18 protein-coding genes are annotated in these 19,343 nt (G+C 45.0%); 10 read left to right on the top strand and 8 right to left on the bottom strand.

The window, feature by feature from the left end; genetic code table 11:
• Positions 1-14 precede the first annotated feature (14 nt).
• From AZI85_RS12720 to AZI85_RS12735, 4 genes are read right to left on the bottom strand one after another with little or no spacing between them, the layout of a single operon-like run.
• Entirely contained in the window at positions 15-1,604 is a 1,590-nt protein-coding gene (locus AZI85_RS12720) for a hypothetical protein (protein ID WP_063244433.1), read from the bottom strand.
• Positions 1,605-1,648: 44 nt separating this feature from the next.
• Positions 1,649-1,993, bottom strand: coding sequence for a DMT family protein (locus AZI85_RS12725; RefSeq protein WP_063244434.1), 345 nt, complete (start codon positions 1,991-1,993; stop codon positions 1,649-1,651).
• Complete coding sequence (locus tag AZI85_RS12730; protein WP_063244435.1) at positions 1,993-3,597, bottom strand: Na/Pi cotransporter family protein; 1,605 nt, start codon at positions 3,595-3,597, stop codon at positions 1,993-1,995. The genes AZI85_RS12725 and AZI85_RS12730 overlap by 1 nt, the downstream gene beginning before the upstream one ends.
• On the bottom strand, positions 3,594-4,337 hold the full coding sequence (locus AZI85_RS12735; RefSeq protein WP_063244436.1) for a YoaK family protein: 744 nt from the start codon (positions 4,335-4,337) through the stop codon (positions 3,594-3,596). Before AZI85_RS12735 ends, AZI85_RS12730 begins: the two co-directional genes overlap by 4 nt.
• Positions 4,338-4,416: 79 nt before the next feature.
• Between AZI85_RS12735 and AZI85_RS12740 the strand changes: the two genes are divergently transcribed.
• Complete coding sequence (locus tag AZI85_RS12740) at positions 4,417-4,824, top strand: (deoxy)nucleoside triphosphate pyrophosphohydrolase (RefSeq protein ID WP_063244437.1); 408 nt, start codon at positions 4,417-4,419, stop codon at positions 4,822-4,824.
• Here AZI85_RS12740 and AZI85_RS12745 read toward each other — a convergent pair.
• The gene (locus AZI85_RS12745; RefSeq protein WP_063244438.1) at positions 4,813-5,223 is read right to left on the bottom strand and encodes a thiol-disulfide oxidoreductase DCC family protein; all 411 of its coding nucleotides are present in this window, start codon (positions 5,221-5,223) and stop codon (positions 4,813-4,815) included. The two genes, AZI85_RS12740 and AZI85_RS12745, sit on opposite strands and share 12 nt — an antisense overlap.
• Positions 5,224-5,278: 55 nt before the next feature.
• On the opposite strand from AZI85_RS12745, the gene AZI85_RS12750 reads away from it, so the two are divergent.
• Entirely contained in the window at positions 5,279-5,896 is a 618-nt protein-coding gene (locus tag AZI85_RS12750; RefSeq protein ID WP_063206767.1) for an LON peptidase substrate-binding domain-containing protein, read from the top strand.
• Here AZI85_RS12750 and AZI85_RS12755 read toward each other — a convergent pair.
• Positions 5,886-6,845: a COX15/CtaA family protein gene (locus AZI85_RS12755; protein WP_253720979.1), complete on the bottom strand. Its 960-nt coding sequence runs from the start codon at positions 6,843-6,845 to the stop codon at positions 5,886-5,888. The genes AZI85_RS12750 and AZI85_RS12755 overlap by 11 nt on opposite strands.
• Positions 6,846-6,915: 70 nt before the next feature.
• On the opposite strand from AZI85_RS12755, the gene AZI85_RS12760 reads away from it, so the two are divergent.
• The 5 genes from AZI85_RS12760 to AZI85_RS12780 all read left to right on the top strand — a co-directional run bounded on the left by AZI85_RS12760 (position 6,916) and on the right by AZI85_RS12780 (position 13,719).
• Complete coding sequence (locus AZI85_RS12760) at positions 6,916-7,857, top strand: cation diffusion facilitator family transporter (RefSeq protein WP_063244439.1); 942 nt, start codon at positions 6,916-6,918, stop codon at positions 7,855-7,857.
• A 138-nt stretch (positions 7,858-7,995) separates the two neighbouring features.
• Positions 7,996-11,013: a hypothetical protein gene (locus tag AZI85_RS12765; RefSeq protein WP_063244440.1), complete on the top strand. Its 3,018-nt coding sequence runs from the start codon at positions 7,996-7,998 to the stop codon at positions 11,011-11,013.
• Entirely contained in the window at positions 11,013-11,453 is a 441-nt protein-coding gene (locus AZI85_RS12770; RefSeq protein WP_063244441.1) for a hypothetical protein, read from the top strand. The genes AZI85_RS12765 and AZI85_RS12770 overlap by 1 nt, the downstream gene beginning before the upstream one ends.
• Positions 11,450-12,454, top strand: a complete 1,005-nt coding sequence (locus AZI85_RS12775; protein WP_063244442.1) for a type II secretion system protein — start codon at positions 11,450-11,452, stop codon at positions 12,452-12,454. Before AZI85_RS12770 ends, AZI85_RS12775 begins: the two co-directional genes overlap by 4 nt.
• A gap of 17 nt (positions 12,455-12,471) precedes the next feature.
• Entirely contained in the window at positions 12,472-13,719 is a 1,248-nt protein-coding gene (locus AZI85_RS12780; RefSeq protein ID WP_063244443.1) for an EF-hand domain-containing protein, read from the top strand.
• A 121-nt stretch (positions 13,720-13,840) separates the two neighbouring features.
• On the opposite strand, the gene AZI85_RS12785 is transcribed toward AZI85_RS12780, so the two are convergent.
• Positions 13,841-14,332, bottom strand: a complete 492-nt coding sequence (locus tag AZI85_RS12785; protein WP_437435126.1) for a TlpA family protein disulfide reductase — start codon at positions 14,330-14,332, stop codon at positions 13,841-13,843.
• Complete coding sequence (locus tag AZI85_RS12790; RefSeq protein ID WP_063244444.1) at positions 14,333-15,733, bottom strand: ABC1 kinase family protein; 1,401 nt, start codon at positions 15,731-15,733, stop codon at positions 14,333-14,335. It abuts the gene before it with no gap.
• A gap of 45 nt (positions 15,734-15,778) precedes the next feature.
• Here AZI85_RS12790 and AZI85_RS12795 point away from each other — a divergent pair, with 45 nt between their 5' ends.
• The 3 genes from AZI85_RS12795 to AZI85_RS12805 all read left to right on the top strand — a co-directional run bounded on the left by AZI85_RS12795 (position 15,779) and on the right by AZI85_RS12805 (position 19,124).
• A complete protein-coding gene (locus AZI85_RS12795; RefSeq protein ID WP_063244445.1) occupies positions 15,779-17,089 on the top strand; it encodes a cryptochrome/photolyase family protein in 1,311 nt (436 codons plus the stop codon).
• A gap of 6 nt (positions 17,090-17,095) precedes the next feature.
• Positions 17,096-18,460 (top strand): TIGR01777 family oxidoreductase, encoded by a 1,365-nt coding sequence (locus AZI85_RS12800; RefSeq protein WP_063244446.1) that lies wholly within the window; start codon positions 17,096-17,098, stop codon positions 18,458-18,460.
• 154 nt (positions 18,461-18,614) lie between these two features.
• Positions 18,615-19,124, top strand: coding sequence for a hypothetical protein (locus AZI85_RS12805; RefSeq protein ID WP_063244447.1), 510 nt, complete (start codon positions 18,615-18,617; stop codon positions 19,122-19,124).
• The last annotated feature ends 219 nt before the right edge of the window (positions 19,125-19,343 follow it).

The raw sequence follows: 19,343 nt of genomic DNA on the forward strand, positions 1-19,343 counted from the left end.
ATTTAAGTTGCGCGCTATTCTTTGTCTTTCGTTTTAATATACGCTTCCAGAAGCCACTTACGAAGGTGCTTCAGGTAATAATCTTTCATTCCGAAAAACACGAAATGATTCAAATAGCCTTCCCCGGATTTATTGGGTTCGTTGAAGTTCACGGTTCCAATGATCTCGGGCGTATCGAGTTCTTCGGGACGCCATAAGATAAACTCCCTAAAGGCTCCAATGCTGATGGCGCGGTAATATTTTAGAACTAAGCCTGCTTCGGAAATCTGTGTGATCTGAACTGGGTTAGCCACTTTCAGAGCACCTGAATCTTTCACGCTCCCCAGTGTTGTGGCTTCTTTGTTCAGAAGGTGCGGGTTTAAGCACAGTGTCTTTTTTAAGATGTACGACTTATCAAGGGGAGTGAAATAGATCTCTTTCACCCATTCAGATAAGTCCTTCATCACTTCAAAGCTCAGTTTTCGTTTTGAAACCAAATAAAGATCGGGGAAGTTCTGCAGTTGAACTCCGTGTTTGGCGGCGCGATCAGTAAGATATTGCTGAATTTGTTCCCAGCGCTTCTTTTTTTCGATATCAAAGATTTCATAGTTTGCAAAAACCATGTCGAAAGTTTCTGGAAGCTGCTGGCGATGAACCGTGTCTTTGTCAGAAAGGTCAGAAAGAAGCTGACCCAACAAAGAGTATTGGAAAACTTCCGCATTCTTAAACTTATCCGTAAAGAAGTTTTTGACCTCAAGACCCAAAGCGGCGTCTTCATCTAAAACTAGTATTCGTGTCTGACGGCCATGAGTATTTAAAAGTTCCGTTGTTTGATGAGCTTTATCTTGAAGAATATTTCTTCGCACCTGGCTGACCTGCTTGTTGTCGGCCCCAAAAAAGTGAAATTCGCAAAGAAAGTCTTTGTCGCTTACGGGCTTACAGGATTTGCAATAAGCAAGAACGCTCTTGATATTGCCAGAGGTGAACGAGTCACTGTAATACTTCGTCATAGCCCCGATTTTAATCTCGTGATTATTCATCGTCGTAAAGCCGATTTCAGAAATCGAGTTCAGTGAAACCTCTTTCAGCATTTCAATGGTGGAGCTGATGTTCATAGAGGCTACGGTCGTTGAAGTGACCGGGTGGTGGCCTGTCAGTGCATACTCTAAATGCTGCTTTAAGATAAGCTTATCAAAGGGCTTAAAGATGACATTATTGATAATACGTTCTTCGGCCAGGGCGATATTAAAGTCCGGGCTATCAAAAGCCGTCAGAATCAGAGCCGTAGGTTCTTGCTCGGAACACATTTTCTTACGCATAAAAAAATCACGGGCCCGTTTTATCAGGCCCATGTTTTGTATCCCTAGGAATTCATTTTTTGCGATGACCAAACGAAGTTCGTGTGTTGCTGCCGGAGAGACGTCTTCACTTGTGTCGTCTTTGTGTTTACGGCCTCCCGGGGCTAATGCCAAGGGGCCTGCGGTCAGTGCAGTTTTAAGCCATTCGTGAAATTCTGAAAGGTTGAGGAAGAAGCGAATATGAAGCTGGGGATCTATACTTTTTAAGGTGTCGAATAGATCCTTCTGGATACGTTCATCATCTTCGAGGACGTATATGAACTTCATACTTTTATTATATCTTGAAATGAGTCACGAAAGTAAAATTATTTTTAAGGGGACCGAAAAATAAAATAAACAGCTCCAATCAAACACAAGCCAGCCCATAAGAAATCTAGCTTCAGTGATTGTTTCATATAGAGAACTGAAAAGCCGGCAAAGACCACCATGGTGATCACTTCTTGAATGATCTTGAGCTGTGGCAGGGTGAACTGAGTGTACCCTATACGATTGGCAGGAACTTGAAGCAGATATTCAAAAAAAGCAATGCCCCAACTGACAAGAATAGCCACCCATAAGGCAGATTCTTTGAAGGACTTTAAGTGTCCATACCAAGCAAAGGTCATGAACACATTTGAAAGAACTAAAAGACTGATAGGAAGGATGGCTTGGCTCATTACGAAGACCTTTGGTTATAAGCATGATTGCACAGCAAGCTTGCGATACGACGATACTCACTCAACAGATCCAAATGGATGGAACTTGTATTGATCGAAGAGTTCATTCCACGGTTCAAGCGGCTGATGTGGTTTTCACGAAGAGTGATTTCCGTCTTCGCTAAATCACGTTTCAGCTGAATGGCTTCTTCTGAAAGTTCTTTGTTCTGATAGGCATTAATGGCCATCGCCGCCACTTTCACTACTTGTTGGTGCATTTGGCAGATTTCCGACCAACCTTCGGTAGAAAACTCAAGTTTTAAGGCGTTCTTTTTAATGGCTAAAGCCAGGATGTTGATGTCAATCGCGTCAGCGGCTCTTTCTAAGTCGCTGAGGAACATGATCATATTCATCACGTTCTGATGCACAACTGTGTTGGACTTGTTCGCGTGATCTAGAAGGAACATTTTGGTTTCGCGGTATAAGAAATCGACTTTGTTGTCGCGGTCTTTGATCGAATCGAAATCTTTAGGATCATTGGTCTCAAAAAGACGAATGGAATCTTTAATCATTCCTAAGACGATATCCGCTGTGCGCATGATTTCGCGATTCGCATAAGACACGGCCAAGGCTGAAGACTGATAGTTATCAAGTTTTACAAACTCTGTTCCAAACTCTTCGGAAGCTTGTTTGGGGAACATTTTTTCGATCAGCTCTGCACCTTTATTGATGAATGGGTAAAAGATCACCGCTGACAGAATATTGAAGATTAAGTGAGCATTGGCGATTTGGCGCGACGTGGTCGTGTCGAAAGTATTCAGGAAATCAATGAAGAGCTGAGTGAACGGATAGAAGATCACGACACTGATTGTTTTATAGAAGAAGTGAGCCCACGCCACTTGACGACCGATATAGTTACCGCCCGCAGCCGCAATCAAAGCGACTGACGTCGTTCCGATGTTGGCTCCATACACCCAAATCATGGCGTCGTAGAATGTAATCGCTTTTACGGCCGCTAAGCTCATCGCAAGACCGATCGTGACGGCACTACTTTGAACAAAAGCACAGAACACAATAGAGATAAGTAGCGAGTATCCGGGATTGTCACGAACGTTTTGGAAAAGATCCGTCAATAGTGGATTTTCCGCAAAGTGATGAGAAGACACCGAAATCAAATTCAAACCAAAGAACAAAAGACCGAAGCCCATGAAAACCAAAGACAGATTTTTGAAAACGGTTTTCTTGGATTTAAAATAAAACGCAAACGCAATGGCAAATACAGGAAGGGCATAAGAACCCAAATCCAAAGAGATAAACTGAACCGTGAGTGTCGTACCGATGGCCGTACCAATGATCACGCCCATCACTTGGCGAAGATTGATCACGCGTGCTGAGCCCAAGCCCACAAGCATAGAGGTCACGGCGCCCGAACTTTGCATCAATGTCGTAAGAACAACCCCTGTAAGAATCGCGAGAAATTTACTTTGCGAAAGACGATTCAAAAGAATCGTGATTTTCCCCGCCATTAGTTTTTCTAAAGACGAAGAAGCCAGTCCCATCCCGTACAAGAAGAGAGCCACCCCGCTGATCAGGATGATGAAATAGGAGTTGTGCGTATCAATCATGATGTAGTTCCATTGTGCTCATTAAAGTGAATTAAGCTCCAAAAGAATAAGATTGTAGCAATGATGCCAGGAATAAGGAAGCCCCAATACTGTGCGTGAAGATAAACGTAAGCAGATACGAGTGAACCTAGAATGAAAGACGAAATCAGTCCGACACGCATCCAGTTGGCGCGAATTTCATTCGTGCGTGGCTGAATTTTGTGAGAACGCGTGATCACACGCACAAGGCCGATTCCTAAGTCTGTGGTGATACCAGTGAGGTGAGTCGTGCGAATAATGGCGCCGAATGCAGAAGTGACGGTGGCATTTTGAATTCCGCAGGCCAAGCAAAGAGCTGCAAGTAAGATATATCCATGACGAGCCAAAGGAGCACCAAATTCACCAAAGACACCGAGATTTCCCAGAGTCGCCACCATGATGGTTAAGAAAAGAATCAAAAGCATCACAAAAGGATAAAGAGGTTTGCGACCGGTTTGAATGCGACGATCGACGAAGAAAGCTGAAAGCATGGCTCCCCCGATGAAGAAGCCAGGGACAGTCAACATTCCTAGGGACTGTATCCACTTTCCTTGTGCGGCCTCCGTGCCGATCAAAGTTCCAAAACCCGTGACATGAGAAACAAAGCGGTGACAGGCAAGGTATCCGCCCGTGTTAATAGCTCCTGCTTGAAAGGCCATCGAAAGCCAGATGGTGACGTTAGAGCGACTGAAGTGAGAAAGAGTTTGGTGATAGGAGAACATTCTCGAAATAGAGTAAAACAACTCTTCTAAAAAGACAAAAGACCCCTATATACTTAGACCTAAGAAAGAGGAAAGACTCATGACAGCCAAAACACCGGTTTTAGTCGTTGCAGCGGTGATCCGCCGTTTTGCTGACACGGAAAAAAGAATTCTGATCGTGCGCCGGGGTCCAGAGCAAAGTGGCGCCGGTTTTTGGGAGTTTCCGGGTGGCAAGGTGGAATTGGGGGAGTCTCCTGAACAAGCTTTGCAGCGTGAAATCGATGAGGAGTTGGGGATCTCTATCCGCGTAGGAGATCTTATCGGTGAAGCTGACTTTTCTTATCCCACAAAGCTCATACGTCTTCGCGTGTACTGGGCCGAAACCTTGCAAAGTGATTTGGTGCTGACAGAACACGACGCCTTTAAATGGTGTCTGCCTCATGAAATCAAAGTCGATGAGCTTTCCGAAGCGGATCGGCCTTTTGTTGAGAAGATCTTAGGGAAGTAAGTAAGAGCGCTCTTCCGGGGTGGGAAGGCGACAGAACTCTCTTTCGCCAAACCACTTGTAGCGATTTTTTGCCACGTATTTGTAAATGAGATCACGCAAAGGTCCGGGAATGATCATCGCGAGAGAGAAGATTCTAAAAAAGCCTCCCAGTCCCGACACAATTTTAATGACCGCAGCGGAGCGACGATAGATCTTACCTTTCTCAAAGTAGATCACTGTATCAAGATCTGTCCGGTCTTGAGCGGGCAGAAGTTCTTCAGCCGTGCTTCCTTGAAGGGGGGCAAAAAGGAAAAGATGAGTTTTATCGCGACTGATCACAGCGTCGACAAAACCATTACAAAGGTGGCAAACACCATCAAAAAAGACAACGTTTCGCATTTTTAAATCCACCTTTTCCATAGCAATTCCAGGCTACAGTCTTTATAATGAAACTTCAAGTTGAGGAGTCCTGTTCATGGAAGTCTTTTTATTTCCTCTAGTCAACGTCACTTTGTTTCCGCGAACGACGAAGCCTCTCAATATTTTTGAACCTCGTTATCTTTCCATGATTAAAGAAGCCGTGGCCACACAGACGCCAGTTGCGTTGGGTTTTATCGAAGACCCGTCAAAGGTCGCGTCAGTTCGTCCGGGTGAAAACGTCCCTTTTGTTCGCGAAATTGCGGGTTATGGATACGCGCAAATCGTAGAGGAAAGATTGAACGGGACTCTTTTGGTCTTTTTGCAAGGGCAAGGCAAGTTACGTTTGGGCAAGGTCCTTGATCGCGGCACTCCTTACATCATTTGCGAAGGCCACATCATTCCTGAAAAAACAGTTCTTGAGCCGAATTATCAGACAGAACTCAACGCCATTCATCGCATTCTTGTGCGTTGGATACAGACGCACATTCCAGATCCGCAGCAACGAGACATTTTCATGCGCAATCTTGTGCATCCCGAAGAGATCATCGGAAGTTTCGCTTCTTATTTAGTGCGTGATTACGATTTGCAACAAATGGTGCTCGAATATGACGACATCAACGAGAAGGTGCATTTTCTGCACCGTCTGATTGAGTCCAATGAGCTTACGACTTAACCGGGCTCGCTTCTAAATTATCCAAGTGCACAGTCTCTGCACGAACAAAGAAAACCCATTGAAGTAAAATCACCCACACTGAGTGCGCTAGCGCGAGATGCACAATCTTCATCCAAACCGGTGCGTGCAAAAGTAAGGTCAGAATTCCAAACACGATGGCTGTGATCAGCGCTAAGCTCATTTGGTAAGAGCGACGTTCCACTAAAAGAGATTCGGCGGTTTGCGCTTTGATCCAGAAGAACAGGGCCAAACTTCCTCCACCTAAAAGGGCAAGCACCGGATGTAGGCCACGCAAGCGAACTAAGAAGTGAGAGTTCGAATCAAAATCGGCCAGCAAGCCCTCCCACAGATTTTCAGTCGGGAAGAGTGAGTTAGAAAGCGACGCCCAAGCGCCAGTGATGCCGATGATCACAATAGCCCACGGCAAATAGCGATAGCGTTTGTCTTCTTTTGAAGGCGCTTGCAACTCTGATTGCAAAGTCGCCGCCGAAAAAGCCAGAGCCGCAGAGCCCGTCAGCATAAATGAATTCAATTGGTGAAGAGCCATAACAAAGGCGCGATAAGGTGTGTCGTTCGTCGTGACCAATCCAAACAGAACTAATTTTGCGCCCAAAAGAGCTTCGGTAATCGTAAAGATCAAAGTGGCGAAAGCCATCTTTCTGGCAAAGTGAGTTTTCGGATAAATTTTGCGGGCGGCCCACCAAAAGTAAATCACGACGAGCCCGTAAATACCTGACATCAAGCGGTGGCCGTACTCCACCCAGGTCTTTCCGCGTTGGGCTTCAGGAATAAGTTGCCCGTGGCATAGTGGCCATGTGTCGCCACAACCATCACCTGAATGAGAAATGCGCACCCACGCGCCCCAAAGAATCACCAAGATCGTGTAAAACAAAAGGCCAAATGCAAATTTCTTGAAAGTAGGTTTCGTCATAGAAAAAAGAAGTATCATGCCCCGAAAATGCGGTCAATCTCGAGGGGCGGCGATTGACTTCCTGACAAGGAAAAGAGTTAAATAAGGCATGTCAGAAACATCAAAGTCCGCTCACCACCATCATCATCATTCACATGCCCATGGGCATCACCACCACCACTCGCATGGCGCCGTTATGGGTCGTATGAAATGGGCTTTGGCATTGAATCTAGGTTTTGCTTGTATCGAGCTTGTCGGTGGCTTGTGGACGAACAGTGTGGCGATTCTGAGTGATGCCTTGCACGACTTCGGTGACGCCTTAGCCGTGACCCTGGCGATTGTGCTTGAAAAGTTCTCGCATAAAAAAAGTGATGGGAATTTTTCTTACGGCTATAGACGTTTTTCCACCCTCGGTGCTTTGATTACCGGAATCATATTGATTGTCGGGTCGGTGTTGATTTTGATTGAGTCCGTGCCCAGACTTTTGAATCCGCAACAGCCTCATGCTGACGGAATGATTTTGCTGGCCATTTTAGGTGTGAGCGTGAATGGTTTTGCTGCGTACCGAATTTCTAAGGGGGAATCCCTGAATGAAAAGATGTTGATGTGGCATATGATCGAAGACGTGATGGGGTGGGTTTTGGTGTTAACCGGAGCCATCGTCATGAAGTTCTTCGATCTACCGCAGCTGGATGCGGGCATGGCGATCGCATTGGCTTTGTGGATCATGCACAATGTCTTTAAGAATCTGCGCGAAGCTTTGAAAGTTTTCCTAATGGCATCGCCGACCAACATCGAAGTTGAACATGTTGAGCAGGCGATTCGTAAAATCGAAAAAGTCCAGGACGTGCATCACGGTCATCTGTGGTCTTTGGATGGAGAGAATCACATTTTCACGGGACATGTGGTCTTGGGTCCTGATGCGACTGTTTCAGATATGGAAATCGTAAAAACAAAAGTCAAAAAGCTGGTGAAGGATTTTGGGATCGTCGAAGCGACGATCGAAACCGAAGTCGCTGGTTTTACGTGTCTCGATCCGGAACATAAATAAAAATGATGAAAGAATGTGCAATGTTTCTGTCTCACCACGAAACGTTTTAGGCACAAAAATCTATTTATTCCCTCGGTTTAATAAAAGTTTTTCCTAATAAAGTCCGATAAGTACGTTAAGGAAACGTTAGGAAAAATTATGCGAAATACGGTACGTAACTCTGCAGGTAACGTTTTGTTACAAATCTTGGCGGCCACCGCTGTGATGAGTACCTCTTTTTATTTCCTCACCAACTACGTGATTGGCCAGAAAGAACAAGTAGCTAAAACCGCGAACCTCGTGAATGTTCGCTTCGCGCTGAATAGTGCGATGGACTATGTGATTTTCGGCGTTCGTCAGAAGTATTGTTTTTCTAATGATGACATGCTCTTAGCTGAGCCTGCTGAAAAATGCAACCTCACGAACACGGGCAGCGTTGAACGTCTGATCATGTCGGTAGAGCAGGAAAACTTCATTCGTCAATTGCTTGCTAATGGTCAAAGCGTTGGAGACGTTGATCCGAATAATATTCGTTTAAAAACTATTGATCGTTACATCCGCGTGAATGCGGCATCCACAAACCATCCGTTGTTCCCGGTGTTGCAAAGCTTGAAAATGGTCAAAGGAGCTGATGGAAAACCAGTGGCCATTGATGGTATTGGAGTGAAGATCACCCGTGATGACAGTGCCTTTCTTCCTCGTTCAGGCCGTGAAGTTTATGCGACAATCACGGTACTCTTGAAAACTCATCGTGATCAAACGGAGCCTATTCGCATCGGTAATAAAGATTTAAGTATTAGTTCTCAGATTGTTGTGTACCCACGCGAAGTGGGCTCGTTTGCACTCTTAGTTCCAAATGATTTGCATCTGGATTCGACTTGGGACGCGCAAATGGAAAAAGGTGATCTTTCGATTCATAAATTCAATAATCGTGCGGAGCTTGGTAACAGCCAGGGGTTGGTTTTCTTAAGTCCTGTCTTTGTGAATAAAAACATTCATATCGCCGTGGATAATGGTACTGACGAAACGGATCCTGGTGCTGTTCAGTATTCTGCGGTTACCTTTGCGGACCGGGTTTATCTTGGAAACGGTTGGGTGAAATCTAACGGTTCTAACTACACACCTAGAACTTCAGGTGGAATGACCGATCGCTACTGGGCTGATGCCCGCACTTTCGGTGGTTTCCTAAAGGGAATCGAAAATGACGGTGGTTTGGATTTAGGTCTTCACTATTTCGCAAAAATCTTATCAGGAACGGTACCTAAAAGTGATTTGATGAGCCAGTGTATTGAGCTGACAAAAAAGCAATCAAGTCGTGAATATATGTACCAATCAAAGCTGGGTGTGACCCTGAATTCATCAGAGAACAACAATTTTGATTATCGATTATTTCTGTCTAACGGGAATTATTTCAGTAAGCAAACGGATTCTTTAACTCTTAATAAGGACAATTGGGGGACGGGAACGGCTGAGCTGATTTCTGATGACTACAATGACGCCGTCGTTAAAGTGCGCGTCGACATCGGTGACAAATGGGTTGAGGCTCAGATGCCGCGTGATGCGACATTGAAATTAAAAGTTCAAGTCGGATCCTCAACATATTACAACAGCCTCAAATCTGCGGTTTCAGCGAAAGAATATGCCCGTACTAGCGCCGTTGCTAAATATGATAAATTAGAGGATGACCTTGAGGCGGCTCGCGCAAGTCTAACATCTTGGGAAACGAAGCTTGCCTCTGAAGAGGCGAAACCCGAGAAAAAAGCAAGTTCAGGTGGCGGCACTACCGCACCTTCCACGACTTCCACTTCCACTTCGACGAGTGGTGCAAGTGTTCCTTCTAGCACAACAGAAACGGAGATGGCATCTACCTCGACGGAGTCATCTGGCAGTTCCTCTTCTTCAAGCGGCACGACAGTGACTGAAACGTCACCATCCACGGAAGGCTCAACTTCGAGTGGTACTTCCAGTGGGGCGACTTCGGGTGACAAAGTAGAATATCAAGACCCAGCGAAGATTGCTTACTATGAAGATCAGATTGAGGAAACAAAGAAAACTATCACGAGTCTTAATACTCAATTGGTAGATCAACAGAAGGTAGTTGAAGACGCTAACTATCAAGTGAGTGTCGCAAAAAGTGCGGTTTCAAACTACGAGTATTTGGTAGCAAACCCTCCTTATATTGAGATTGAAACTGACAAAGTAAAATCTTATTGGGGATTTACGTCTTACGATAAATTGGATTTCCAAGTGCGCGTTAAAAATGCCGGAAGTTTGATCGGAAAAGATGGTACTAAGATCGCTCCTGTCGTCGGAGTTCAAGCGTACGATGGTACGTACTGGAGAAGTAATCCTATCGTGAATCCAGCTAACGCCAACCTTCTTGGCTATCTGAATTTTAAATTTGATGGAACGACTTCGAACCTCAATCCTCCCAATGCCGTCTCGCGTACGCCAGCAAGTACTGCTGAAAGTTTGAATGAAGGTGGTACGGACTGGGCGAAACTTGCTGAAGACTGCGAAAATGCTCGTAATGCGCAATCCTCACAATCCTTCGGTGGTGCTGGTTGGAATACCAGCTTTGCACCAAGCACAAGAACATCATGGAATTTCGCAGGTGGGGAAGAAGTAGGTAAAGATCCAGGTCTTCCTAGTCTTGAAATCGTGAACTCAACAAGAAGTACAGCGACGTTCCAGGTTCGTTCTATCGTCGGTAAGTGTTTGATCGATTCAACATCTGACTTTGTCACGGGTTTCTTTGCTTGTGATGAATTGGAAATTGAAGCTCGCTCTAAACCTTTACGCATCATTGGTACTTTCATCGTAGGTAAATTGCGTCTGCATCCAGATGCGATTCGCGCGGGGATCACGTGGAGTACCATTTATCATCCGCAATCGACGAAAGAATTGCGCGCTGCTAAAATTCTGAAGCCACTTTCCGGAGGAGAGGACTGTAATGCCAAGATTGTTGACCCGATTTGGCATCCAATTCCTTCGGTCCAAGGAGTCGCTGATCGTATGGCATGTAACACGATCAGTTTGAGAGCTAAAGCGGATCCATTCCAATGGACATCGGTTGATCCGGATTGTGGTCTGATTTCAGGTGCATCGAATACGACATGTAAACGTCGTCTGGTGCGTTTCTTCGTGGCAGAACAGTCCCGCGAAGGAGGCTTATAATGAAAACATGGAATAACAAAGGTCAGACGCTGGTTGAAGCGATCGTGGGATTTGCACTATTGACTGTCGTAGGTACGGCTTTCGTCGGTGGTATGGCGCAGTTAAGAAAAACAACGGCGCAGACCGTGCAGCTTTCGTCATCGGATAAACAAATCAATGACATCGCAGAGAACATCAAGGCCGGCGTTGAAAACTATCAAGTGAACTTTGACTATGAGTCGGGAACATCTTCAGTGTTGGCTTTGGATAAATTGCCTATGGCGTGGGATACCGGACGCGTGGCTAAGCGCGAGGACTGCAAAGAGTGCGCAGGTACTTACGGTTACACGATTCAACCTTATGAAGAATTCCGTGGTCTTTACAAAGTGACTCTACGCATGACTCACAAATCATGGACAGAGCCTTACAAAGATTACGTTTTCGTGGTGAGTGCAAAATGATGTTGATGAATAAAAAAGGCTTCACAGCCATAGAAGTTGCAATTGGTATTGGTGTGGTCGCAATCCTCACAACGGCCGTGCTTGCGACTCAGTTGATGGTCACTAAAGAGCAGGTGAAACTTCAAACCAAGCTTGAAGATTCCATTGATACGAATTTGGCCGAACGAGTGGTCTTCTCTGACTTGAATGCGGTCGAGCCGTCGTACAATAATCTGACGGTGAAAGACGATAGAGGTCTTCCATTCTTCGATTATTATCCGGATGTACCAGCAAACTTGTTGGGTAAAAAGGAAGATCTAGAAAGAAATATTACTTTGAAGCTGGGCGGCCGTACAGAAATGTTTGTTCTGCTTCAAGACCTCAATGCGGGCGCGTTGATGAACTATGACCCGGTGGCGGCTTATGATATTGGAGCTGTTCCGTCGGATTTCAACAAATCAGCAACGCTGTCTTTTTCCTCACTGAATAAAAGCAAATGGGTCGAAAAGCAAAGACCGGCCTTTTGGGTGCGTGGAAGAGCTTTGATGTTAGATACGCCAGCACGTTTGCGCCCAATTAGAACGGATGGTTCTGTTGATATGAAGGTCGCTCCTCGCAGTCCAATATTTATTGGATATGTTGATGAAAACTCCTTAAAAATAGATGCGACAATTAAGGGGCTTGTTGACCTGAAAGAGCCCGAGTTTGGAAGCACATTGGATTCGGTAGATAAATTCTTGCGGGCGGCGCCGTCTATTGGCGGGGGCCAATCGATCGTGCGTATGCGGGCTGTAAGATTGATTCGCTACTTCCTGCAACCTCAAGAAGATGCCCGTTACGTCGGTAAGCCTGCGAATCTTTATAAATCTGTTTATGAAGATGGGAGATGGTCAGAGCCCTTCTTGATGGCCGATGCGGTGGCAGAGTTTCATCTTCGCCGCGATTCAGTTTTGAAACGAATGATTTATTTTAAAGTTAAGAAAATGGATAAAAAGGACCCGACGAAGACCGCCGGTCTTTAAAGGTTTCAGGGGGAATTATGGGTACGTTATCAAAAAACAGTGTCGCTCTGGGGGCGCTTGTATTTTTCAGTATTCCGTCCTTGGCGGCTGATAAAGATTTTCCAATGTCGGTCAACTCGGCGACATCGGGTGACTCTGTCGTGTCGGCGCCGGCCTCAGGGTTGGTGACGAGATCTGGTAAAACGGAAGTCATGATCAAAGTCAATAATTCTTGCTTTGGAACCAACCTTCGCGGTGTAGGGAATCCTTTGGCGCCTAGCTCTATCATTCAGGCAAGTTTTGTTATGGTGATTGGTGGAAAAGAATATCCTATTACAGTTGAATATCCAGCGATGTTAGTAACGGCTGCGGGCATGTCCGGCGGTGGAACTGTAGCTCCAATGTCAGCAGATAAGTTTTCTATCCCTGGCGGTGGATCTGCAGGAATTTTCGGAAACAGCGTTATCTTGAAAACGCCAATTCCAACGAGTGTTACGATTGATGATGAAGGTAACGTAACGGAAAAAGCAAAAGGTGATGTATATCTAAAAAGCTATGCATTCAATCAGGAAATCACATCTTGTAGTGGTTCAGCTGTTTATGGTGCTTACGGACACTCATCTAGTCATGCCACTTATCCATGCGGTGATTACATGGGGAAAAATGGAGCGCTATCAGCCTCCTTCGGCGGTATCTCCGTATCCTCCGATAAATCCAACATCGACATCAACGTCTCTTTCCCAGGGCAAACAGGCTTCTGCGGTGGTTACTGGTCACCTCTGATGGTGTTCTGGGATGATGAAAGACCGAAGTTTGATGCGATCAGTGATTTCCCTCTAAATCCCTTCGGTAAAACGATGTGGCCCGAGGCGAAGTCTCCAGGTTGGTTCGTGGCTTTGGATCGCGATAAGTCGGGTATGATCGATCAACGTAACGAGCTCTTTGGTGATAACGCAGACAAAGTAAATGGCTTTGAAGTCTTAAAGCAATTCGATTCGAACAAAGACGGCTTTATCGATAAGAAAGATAAAGAGTTTAAGAAACTTGTTCTGTGGAATGATGCGAACGGCGACGGTATTTCACAAAAAGAAGAAGTCGTGAAACTTTCTGAAAAGATCACGAAGATTTCTTTGAACTATGAAAAAGGTGTTGTCAGACCGATCGGCCGCTACGCCGAAGCTCGTGAAAGAGCGAAATTCTGGTACAAAGAAAAAGGCAAAGTGAAGCAAGGGGATATCATAGATATCTGGCTGGCTCCAGCAGAAACAAAGCTGAGTCAAAGATAAGAAAAAGGCGGGTGAATCCCGCCTTTTTTATTTTTCACTGCCATCGTGGCAGTAGCAATGGACCCAACGTCTGCACTTCCACAGTGGAAGTAAAATAGACTTCGTTGTCCTCGTCGAAAAACTATTTCAACAAATCCTGAATCGTCTTTTCCAAAAGTGCCGGCTTATCCGGGCCAAATCCGCGATAGAAAGTCACCGGTTTTAAATTCTTATCAAATACATACAGCGTCGGCAGAGCTTGGACTTTAAATTCTCCCAGCATTTTTCTATCTTGATCCTGATAGATATAGAAATCGAATTTCTGGCCTTTTAAAAATGCATCCCGCTCTTTCAGGTCATCGTCTTCATTAACGGCGATAACAACCAGACCCTTATCCTTATAAGCCTTATAAAGGCGATTGTAGTGCGGTAAAGCCTCTTTGCACGGTGTGCACCAAGAAGCCCAGAAGTCCACCAGGACAACTTTACCTCTTAATTTCTCAAAAGAAATTCCTTGGGCGGGGGATAAAGGAGCGGCAGAGATCTTTTTAAAATCCACATCGAAATTCGTGGGTGTCGCAGCTAACGCAGCCACAGGAAAGAAAAGAGAAATAAAAAACAGACGAGCCAACACCTAAGAAATCCTCTCGACATATTTCAGTAAAAGATCACGTCCACGGATCTTCGCGCGGATGATAGATAAGAAAATAAAAACGCCACCCGTTTTACGATCCAAAAAAATCATCTCTTTTGGCGGAGTTCTCCAGGAGAAGTGACGAATGATCTGAAAGGCCTTTTTTGAAAGACGTTGTGGCAGATCCGTATTCTTCCAATCATAAAGTCCTTCGGCATCGACGCGACCTTCTTGATTGCGCGGGTCTTCGGGAGCAATAAAGGGTTCGACGGTTTCAAAACAGAACTCTTCAAAAAGTCGCTTTAGTTCATCGGCGTCACCTTCGCGGATGAAGCGCAAGTCTAATGCAGAAGATTGAAACAAGTCGCGGTCGTTGTATAATGAACCCTTCACCATGCGACGGTAAGGATTTAAAAACTCGACGTCGTATTCACGTGTAGCGCCAAAATCCAAAAGCACCAACTGATCATGTCCTTGAGGATTCAAGCGAATGCGATAGTTGCCGCTGTGAGGATCCGTTTGAACCACACCCCATTCAAAGATTTCTTTGAAATAGAGTTCCAAGAAATTCATCGCCAGTTTGTTGCGACGATCTTGGGGCAGACTTTGAATTAAAGGATCATCAACACGAATGCCGCGCTCAAAAGTCGTCGCTAAAATTTTAGGGCCTGAATACTCACGAATTACTTTAGGGACGATGTAGCGAGAATCATCTTTCAGTCGAGCATAAAAATCTTCGGTCAACTGAGCTTCAATGTCATAATTCGTTTCCTGCACCAGCATTTCACGAACTTCGGCAAAAAGAGGATTTAAATCAAAATCCTTCGGCAAAAGCTTCAACGTGCCTAATAAAGTGCGGATCGCACGCAAATCGCTGTCGATAGCTTTATCCACATTCGGGTATTGAATCTTAAGAACAATACTTTCGCCCGTCGCTTTTACGCGGGCCCGATGAACCTGCCCCATAGAAGCAGATGCCAAAGCCTCTTTTTCAATTTCTAGCTCAGCCAGTTTTTCTGCTGACAGATGTTTCTTCAGTGTTGGTTCAATAGCTTCCCATGTAAGTGGAATAGAATCAGACTGCAAAGAGCGAAGAAGCTGATTGGCCTCGGGAGGAAGAAAATGTTCTCCATACATAGACAACATCTGGCCCGCCTTCATGAGGCTGCCTTTAAGTTCGCCAAGTTCAGAACTTATTAAGGAGGCTTGGTTCTGCAAAAGCTTTTTCCAGTTTTCTTCTTTATCTTCTTTGGATTTTAAAGCGGATGTGACACCATGTGAAGCCAAGGATGCGCCGGCTTGAATGGTCAATTTTGCCAAAGACAAACTACGGGAAAACATCGAAGATTTGATCTTGTCGAGATTCTTAGTTTGTTTTTTGTCAGACTTCTTGCCGTCCATGGAAACCAAATTTACCTTAACTCGCAGAAATATTAAACTTTTATTATGGCAAATGTGACGTTCTTCTGGTTCCGCCGCGATTTACGACTCAATGATAACGCGGGACTTTATGCCGCACTGAAAGAGAAGAAGGAAAATGTTCTTCCTCTCTTTATCTTCGATACGGAAATCTTAGAGAAGTTAAAGGATCGACGTGACGCGCGTGTGTCTTTTATTCATCAAACCATTGCCGATCTAAAGAAAGAGCTTAACGAAAAAGGTTCTGACCTGTTGGTCAGACATGGAAAGCCTTTAGATATCTTGAAGCAACTGGCTAAGGAAAAGGAAGTATCGGCGATCTATACAAATCACGATTATGAACCCTCGGCGCGCGAAAGAGATGAAAAGGTTTCGCATTGGGCGGCCAAGCAGAATATCGAGTTTAAAACATTCAAAGATCAAACTCTGTTTGAAAAGGATGAAATCCTCACTGACACTAAAAAACCTTATACCGTTTTTACACCCTACAAGAAAAAGGTCCTTTCGAAGCTGACGGACTTCTATTTAAAATCCTATCCGAATAAAAAATACGAAAAGGCCTACGCGAAAGTCAGTCGTCCTGAAAAGCTGCTTTCTTTGAAAGACATCGGTTTTGAAAAAACAGAGTTAGCTTTTCCGCCAGCTAAGATTTCGATCAAAATAATAAAAGAATATGCAAAGACCCGTGATTTTCCGGCTCTAGAAAATGGCACGACTCGACTTGGACTTCATTTAAGATTTGGAACAGTGAGTATCCGTGAGTTAGCAAGGATCGGGAAAAAGCACTCTGAAGTTTGGTTGAGCGAACTGATCTGGCGGGACTTTTTTATGCAGATCCTGTGGCATTTTCCCTTAGTTGAAAAACAGAGTTTTCGTCCTGAATACGACAAGATTGAGTGGAGAAAATCTAAAAAAGATTTTGAACGTTGGTGCGAAGGAAAAACGGGGTATCCTTTAGTGGACGCGGGCATGAGGCAGCTTAACGCCACAGGCTTTATGCACAACCGCGTGCGCATGGTGACCGCGAGTTTTCTGTGCAAACATTTATTAACTTATTGGTATGATGGCGAAAGATACTTTGCAGAAAAATTATTAGATTATGATTTAGCTGCGAACAACGGGAATTGGCAATGGGCCGCGGGGACGGGCTGCGATGCGGCTCCTTACTTTCGAATTTTTAATCCCGAAGCCCAGGCAAAGAAGTTTGATCCCGATGAAGAGTATATTAAAACGTGGGTTCCAGAAATAGGCACGGATGAGTATCCTGAACCCATGATAGATCACGCAGAGGCCCGCGGCCGCTGTTTGCAAGCCTATTCAAAAGCTCTAAGAAAGTAGGAAGTGATGCGCATTCTGATGACGGGGGCCACAGGCCTTATCGGTAAAGAATTAGGAAAAGTCTTAGCAGAAAAAGGTCACGAGATCGTGGTGATCAGCCGCAGCTTAAGCAAAGCTCGCGAAAATTTGCCGTTTCCTTGCGAGGTGGTGGTCGGCGATTTGATGGATGGACCAGTAAAGGACGCAAAACTTTTGCATGTCGATACGGTCATCAATCTGATGGGCGAACCCGTTGTTGAAGGTCGCTGGTCGGAAGAAAAAAAACGTAAGATTTATAACTCGCGTGTTCAAGGCACAAGACATCTGATTCAAAGTATTCCGGAATCCACAAGAACTTTTATCTCTAGCTCTGCCATTGGCTACTACGGTGATTGCGGTGACGAGGTTTTGCGCGAAGAACATGCTGCCGGAAATGATTTCTTAGCTCGAGTGACGCTTGCGTGGGAGGCCGAATCAGAAAAAGCTCCTGGCCGAAAAGTTTTTATTCGTACGGGCATCGTTCTTTCTCAGCAGGGTGGAGCCTTAGAGCAAATGATGTTTCCCTTCAGAGCCGGTGTAGGCGGCATACTAGGTTCGGGTCGGCACTACATGAGTTGGATACATCTTCAAGATATCGTAGGCCTTTACGTATTCGCTTTAGAAAACACCCAAGTGAACGGCCCGCTCAATGGTGTTGCGCCTGTGCCGGTCACGAATCGGGAGTTGTCTGAAGTCTTAGCAAGTAAATTAGGAAAAAAATTAGGACCGCCGGTTCCCTCCGCGGCCCTTAAAGTTCTTTTCGGAGAAGTTGCAACAGTGATGCTTTCTTCGATGCGCGGATCGACTGAAAAAAGTGAAGCTCTGGGATATGAATTCCAGTATCGAACGGTCGATCAAGCTCTTGAAGAAATCTGTGAGCCATTCAGATCTGGAGAAGATATTTTCTACTCGGAACAATTTCTTCCCGATCCACCGGAAAAGATTTTTCACTTCTTTCAGGATGCCTATAATTTAGAGCAAATCACTCCGCCGACTTTGAATTTTCATATCGAGAATATTTCAACGCCGGAAGTGCGGCAGGGGACCCTGATCGATTATAAACTTAAAATCCGCGGCGTTCCCGTCAAATGGCGGACTGAGATCGACGAGTGGCAACCGCCACATCGCTTTGTCGATAAACAACTTCAGGGACCCTATCGCATGTGGCATCACACTCATCAGTTTCGTCCTTTCTGTGGCGGCACTTTGATGATTGATCGCGTTCGCTATCGTTTGCCATTGGGACATCTGGGTTGGCTTGTCGCAGGCAAATGGATTCGCAAGGATGTAGAGAATATTTTTGCGTTCAGAAAGCGCTTTATTTCCACTCTGGAAATTCCTAAGAAGGGTTGAGTATTTGCTCCCATCTTATCATTAGGTTTTCAATAAACAGGAAATTCCGTGTAAATGAAAACCCAAAGACAATGGGAGCGATATTTATTGACCCTCCGTGGGTTTGTTTTTAGAAATCGCTGCATTCGATTTTTAAAAACAACAAGGAGATAAAATGAAAAAATTTGCTCTAGCTCTATTGACGACTCTGGCATTCGCTCAAGCTCACGCACAAACTAATCAAGACTTGGTTCTTGATGGCGAAAGATGGTTGGCTAAATTCACTGCTTACGTTTGCGACGACGGTAACACTCAAGTTGCTACTCCTGAAGAAATCGCTGCCAAAGGCATCCAATTCACAACAGCTTCTGCTGATTACTCTTTAGATAACATCTTGTTGAAAGCGACATTCTCTGAAGATGGCGCGACTTGCAGCTACAGCGCTCTTTTGTTTGCTGACAACGCAGCTTGGACTGTAAAATTGGAAAAATCGAATGCTTATGCAACTGCGGGTACTTCTACATGTGCAGCTGGTAAAGCTTTCCTAGACAATCTTCTTTCTTTCAATGCTTACAAATACCTTCATGGTCGCGTAGCGCTTTACGTTCCAGTGGCTGATGCTGCTAAACTTTGCTCTTCTGACAAAGTGGGTATCCATATCCAAGTTACTGGTCGCGTGAAATAATTGCTCGTTTGCATAGCAAATAGAGGGGTCGCAAGGCCCCTTTTTTTTAGAGTAAATCTCGGTCTTTTTTGCTCTCTGCCAATCTAAGTCCCTTATAGGGCCGCTCGAGGGAAATTCCCTCTGAGTCTCTCTCAATACGTTTGCAACAAATTCTCTATAGGCTTTCAGTCGACTCTCGAGGGACAAACCACCTTGTTCCACTGTATTCCCCATGTTAAA

It is taken from the genome of Bdellovibrio bacteriovorus, assembly GCF_001592755.1.
GTDB lineage: Bacteria > Bdellovibrionota > Bdellovibrionia > Bdellovibrionales > Bdellovibrionaceae > Bdellovibrio > Bdellovibrio bacteriovorus_E.

Bases quoted from the DNA above. Each gene is read 5' to 3' on its own strand.
- AZI85_RS12730 (WP_063244435.1), bottom strand. From the start codon at position 3,597: ATGATTGATACGCACAACTCCTATTTCATCATCCTGATCAGCGGGGTG.
- AZI85_RS12775 (WP_063244442.1), top strand. From the start codon at position 11,450: ATGATGTTGATGAATAAAAAAGGCTTCACAGCCATAGAAGTTGCAATT.
- AZI85_RS12770 (WP_063244441.1), top strand. From the start codon at position 11,013: ATGAAAACATGGAATAACAAAGGTCAGACGCTGGTTGAAGCGATCGTG.
- AZI85_RS12760 (WP_063244439.1), top strand. From the start codon at position 6,916: ATGTCAGAAACATCAAAGTCCGCTCACCACCATCATCATCATTCACAT.
- AZI85_RS12755 (WP_253720979.1), bottom strand. From the start codon at position 6,845: ATGATACTTCTTTTTTCTATGACGAAACCTACTTTCAAGAAATTTGCA.
- AZI85_RS12790 (WP_063244444.1), bottom strand. From the start codon at position 15,733: ATGGACGGCAAGAAGTCTGACAAAAAACAAACTAAGAATCTCGACAAG.
- AZI85_RS12780 (WP_063244443.1), top strand. From the start codon at position 12,472: ATGGGTACGTTATCAAAAAACAGTGTCGCTCTGGGGGCGCTTGTATTT.
- AZI85_RS12735 (WP_063244436.1), bottom strand. From the start codon at position 4,337: ATGTTCTCCTATCACCAAACTCTTTCTCACTTCAGTCGCTCTAACGTC.
- AZI85_RS12740 (WP_063244437.1), top strand. From the start codon at position 4,417: ATGACAGCCAAAACACCGGTTTTAGTCGTTGCAGCGGTGATCCGCCGT.
- AZI85_RS12745 (WP_063244438.1), bottom strand. From the start codon at position 5,223: ATGGAAAAGGTGGATTTAAAAATGCGAAACGTTGTCTTTTTTGATGGT.
- AZI85_RS12795 (WP_063244445.1), top strand. From the start codon at position 15,779: ATGGCAAATGTGACGTTCTTCTGGTTCCGCCGCGATTTACGACTCAAT.
- AZI85_RS12750 (WP_063206767.1), top strand. From the start codon at position 5,279: ATGGAAGTCTTTTTATTTCCTCTAGTCAACGTCACTTTGTTTCCGCGA.
- AZI85_RS12720 (WP_063244433.1), bottom strand. From the start codon at position 1,604: ATGAAGTTCATATACGTCCTCGAAGATGATGAACGTATCCAGAAGGAT.
- AZI85_RS12765 (WP_063244440.1), top strand. From the start codon at position 7,996: ATGCGAAATACGGTACGTAACTCTGCAGGTAACGTTTTGTTACAAATC.
- AZI85_RS12800 (WP_063244446.1), top strand. From the start codon at position 17,096: ATGCGCATTCTGATGACGGGGGCCACAGGCCTTATCGGTAAAGAATTA.
- AZI85_RS12725 (WP_063244434.1), bottom strand. From the start codon at position 1,993: ATGAGCCAAGCCATCCTTCCTATCAGTCTTTTAGTTCTTTCAAATGTG.
- AZI85_RS12805 (WP_063244447.1), top strand. From the start codon at position 18,615: ATGAAAAAATTTGCTCTAGCTCTATTGACGACTCTGGCATTCGCTCAA.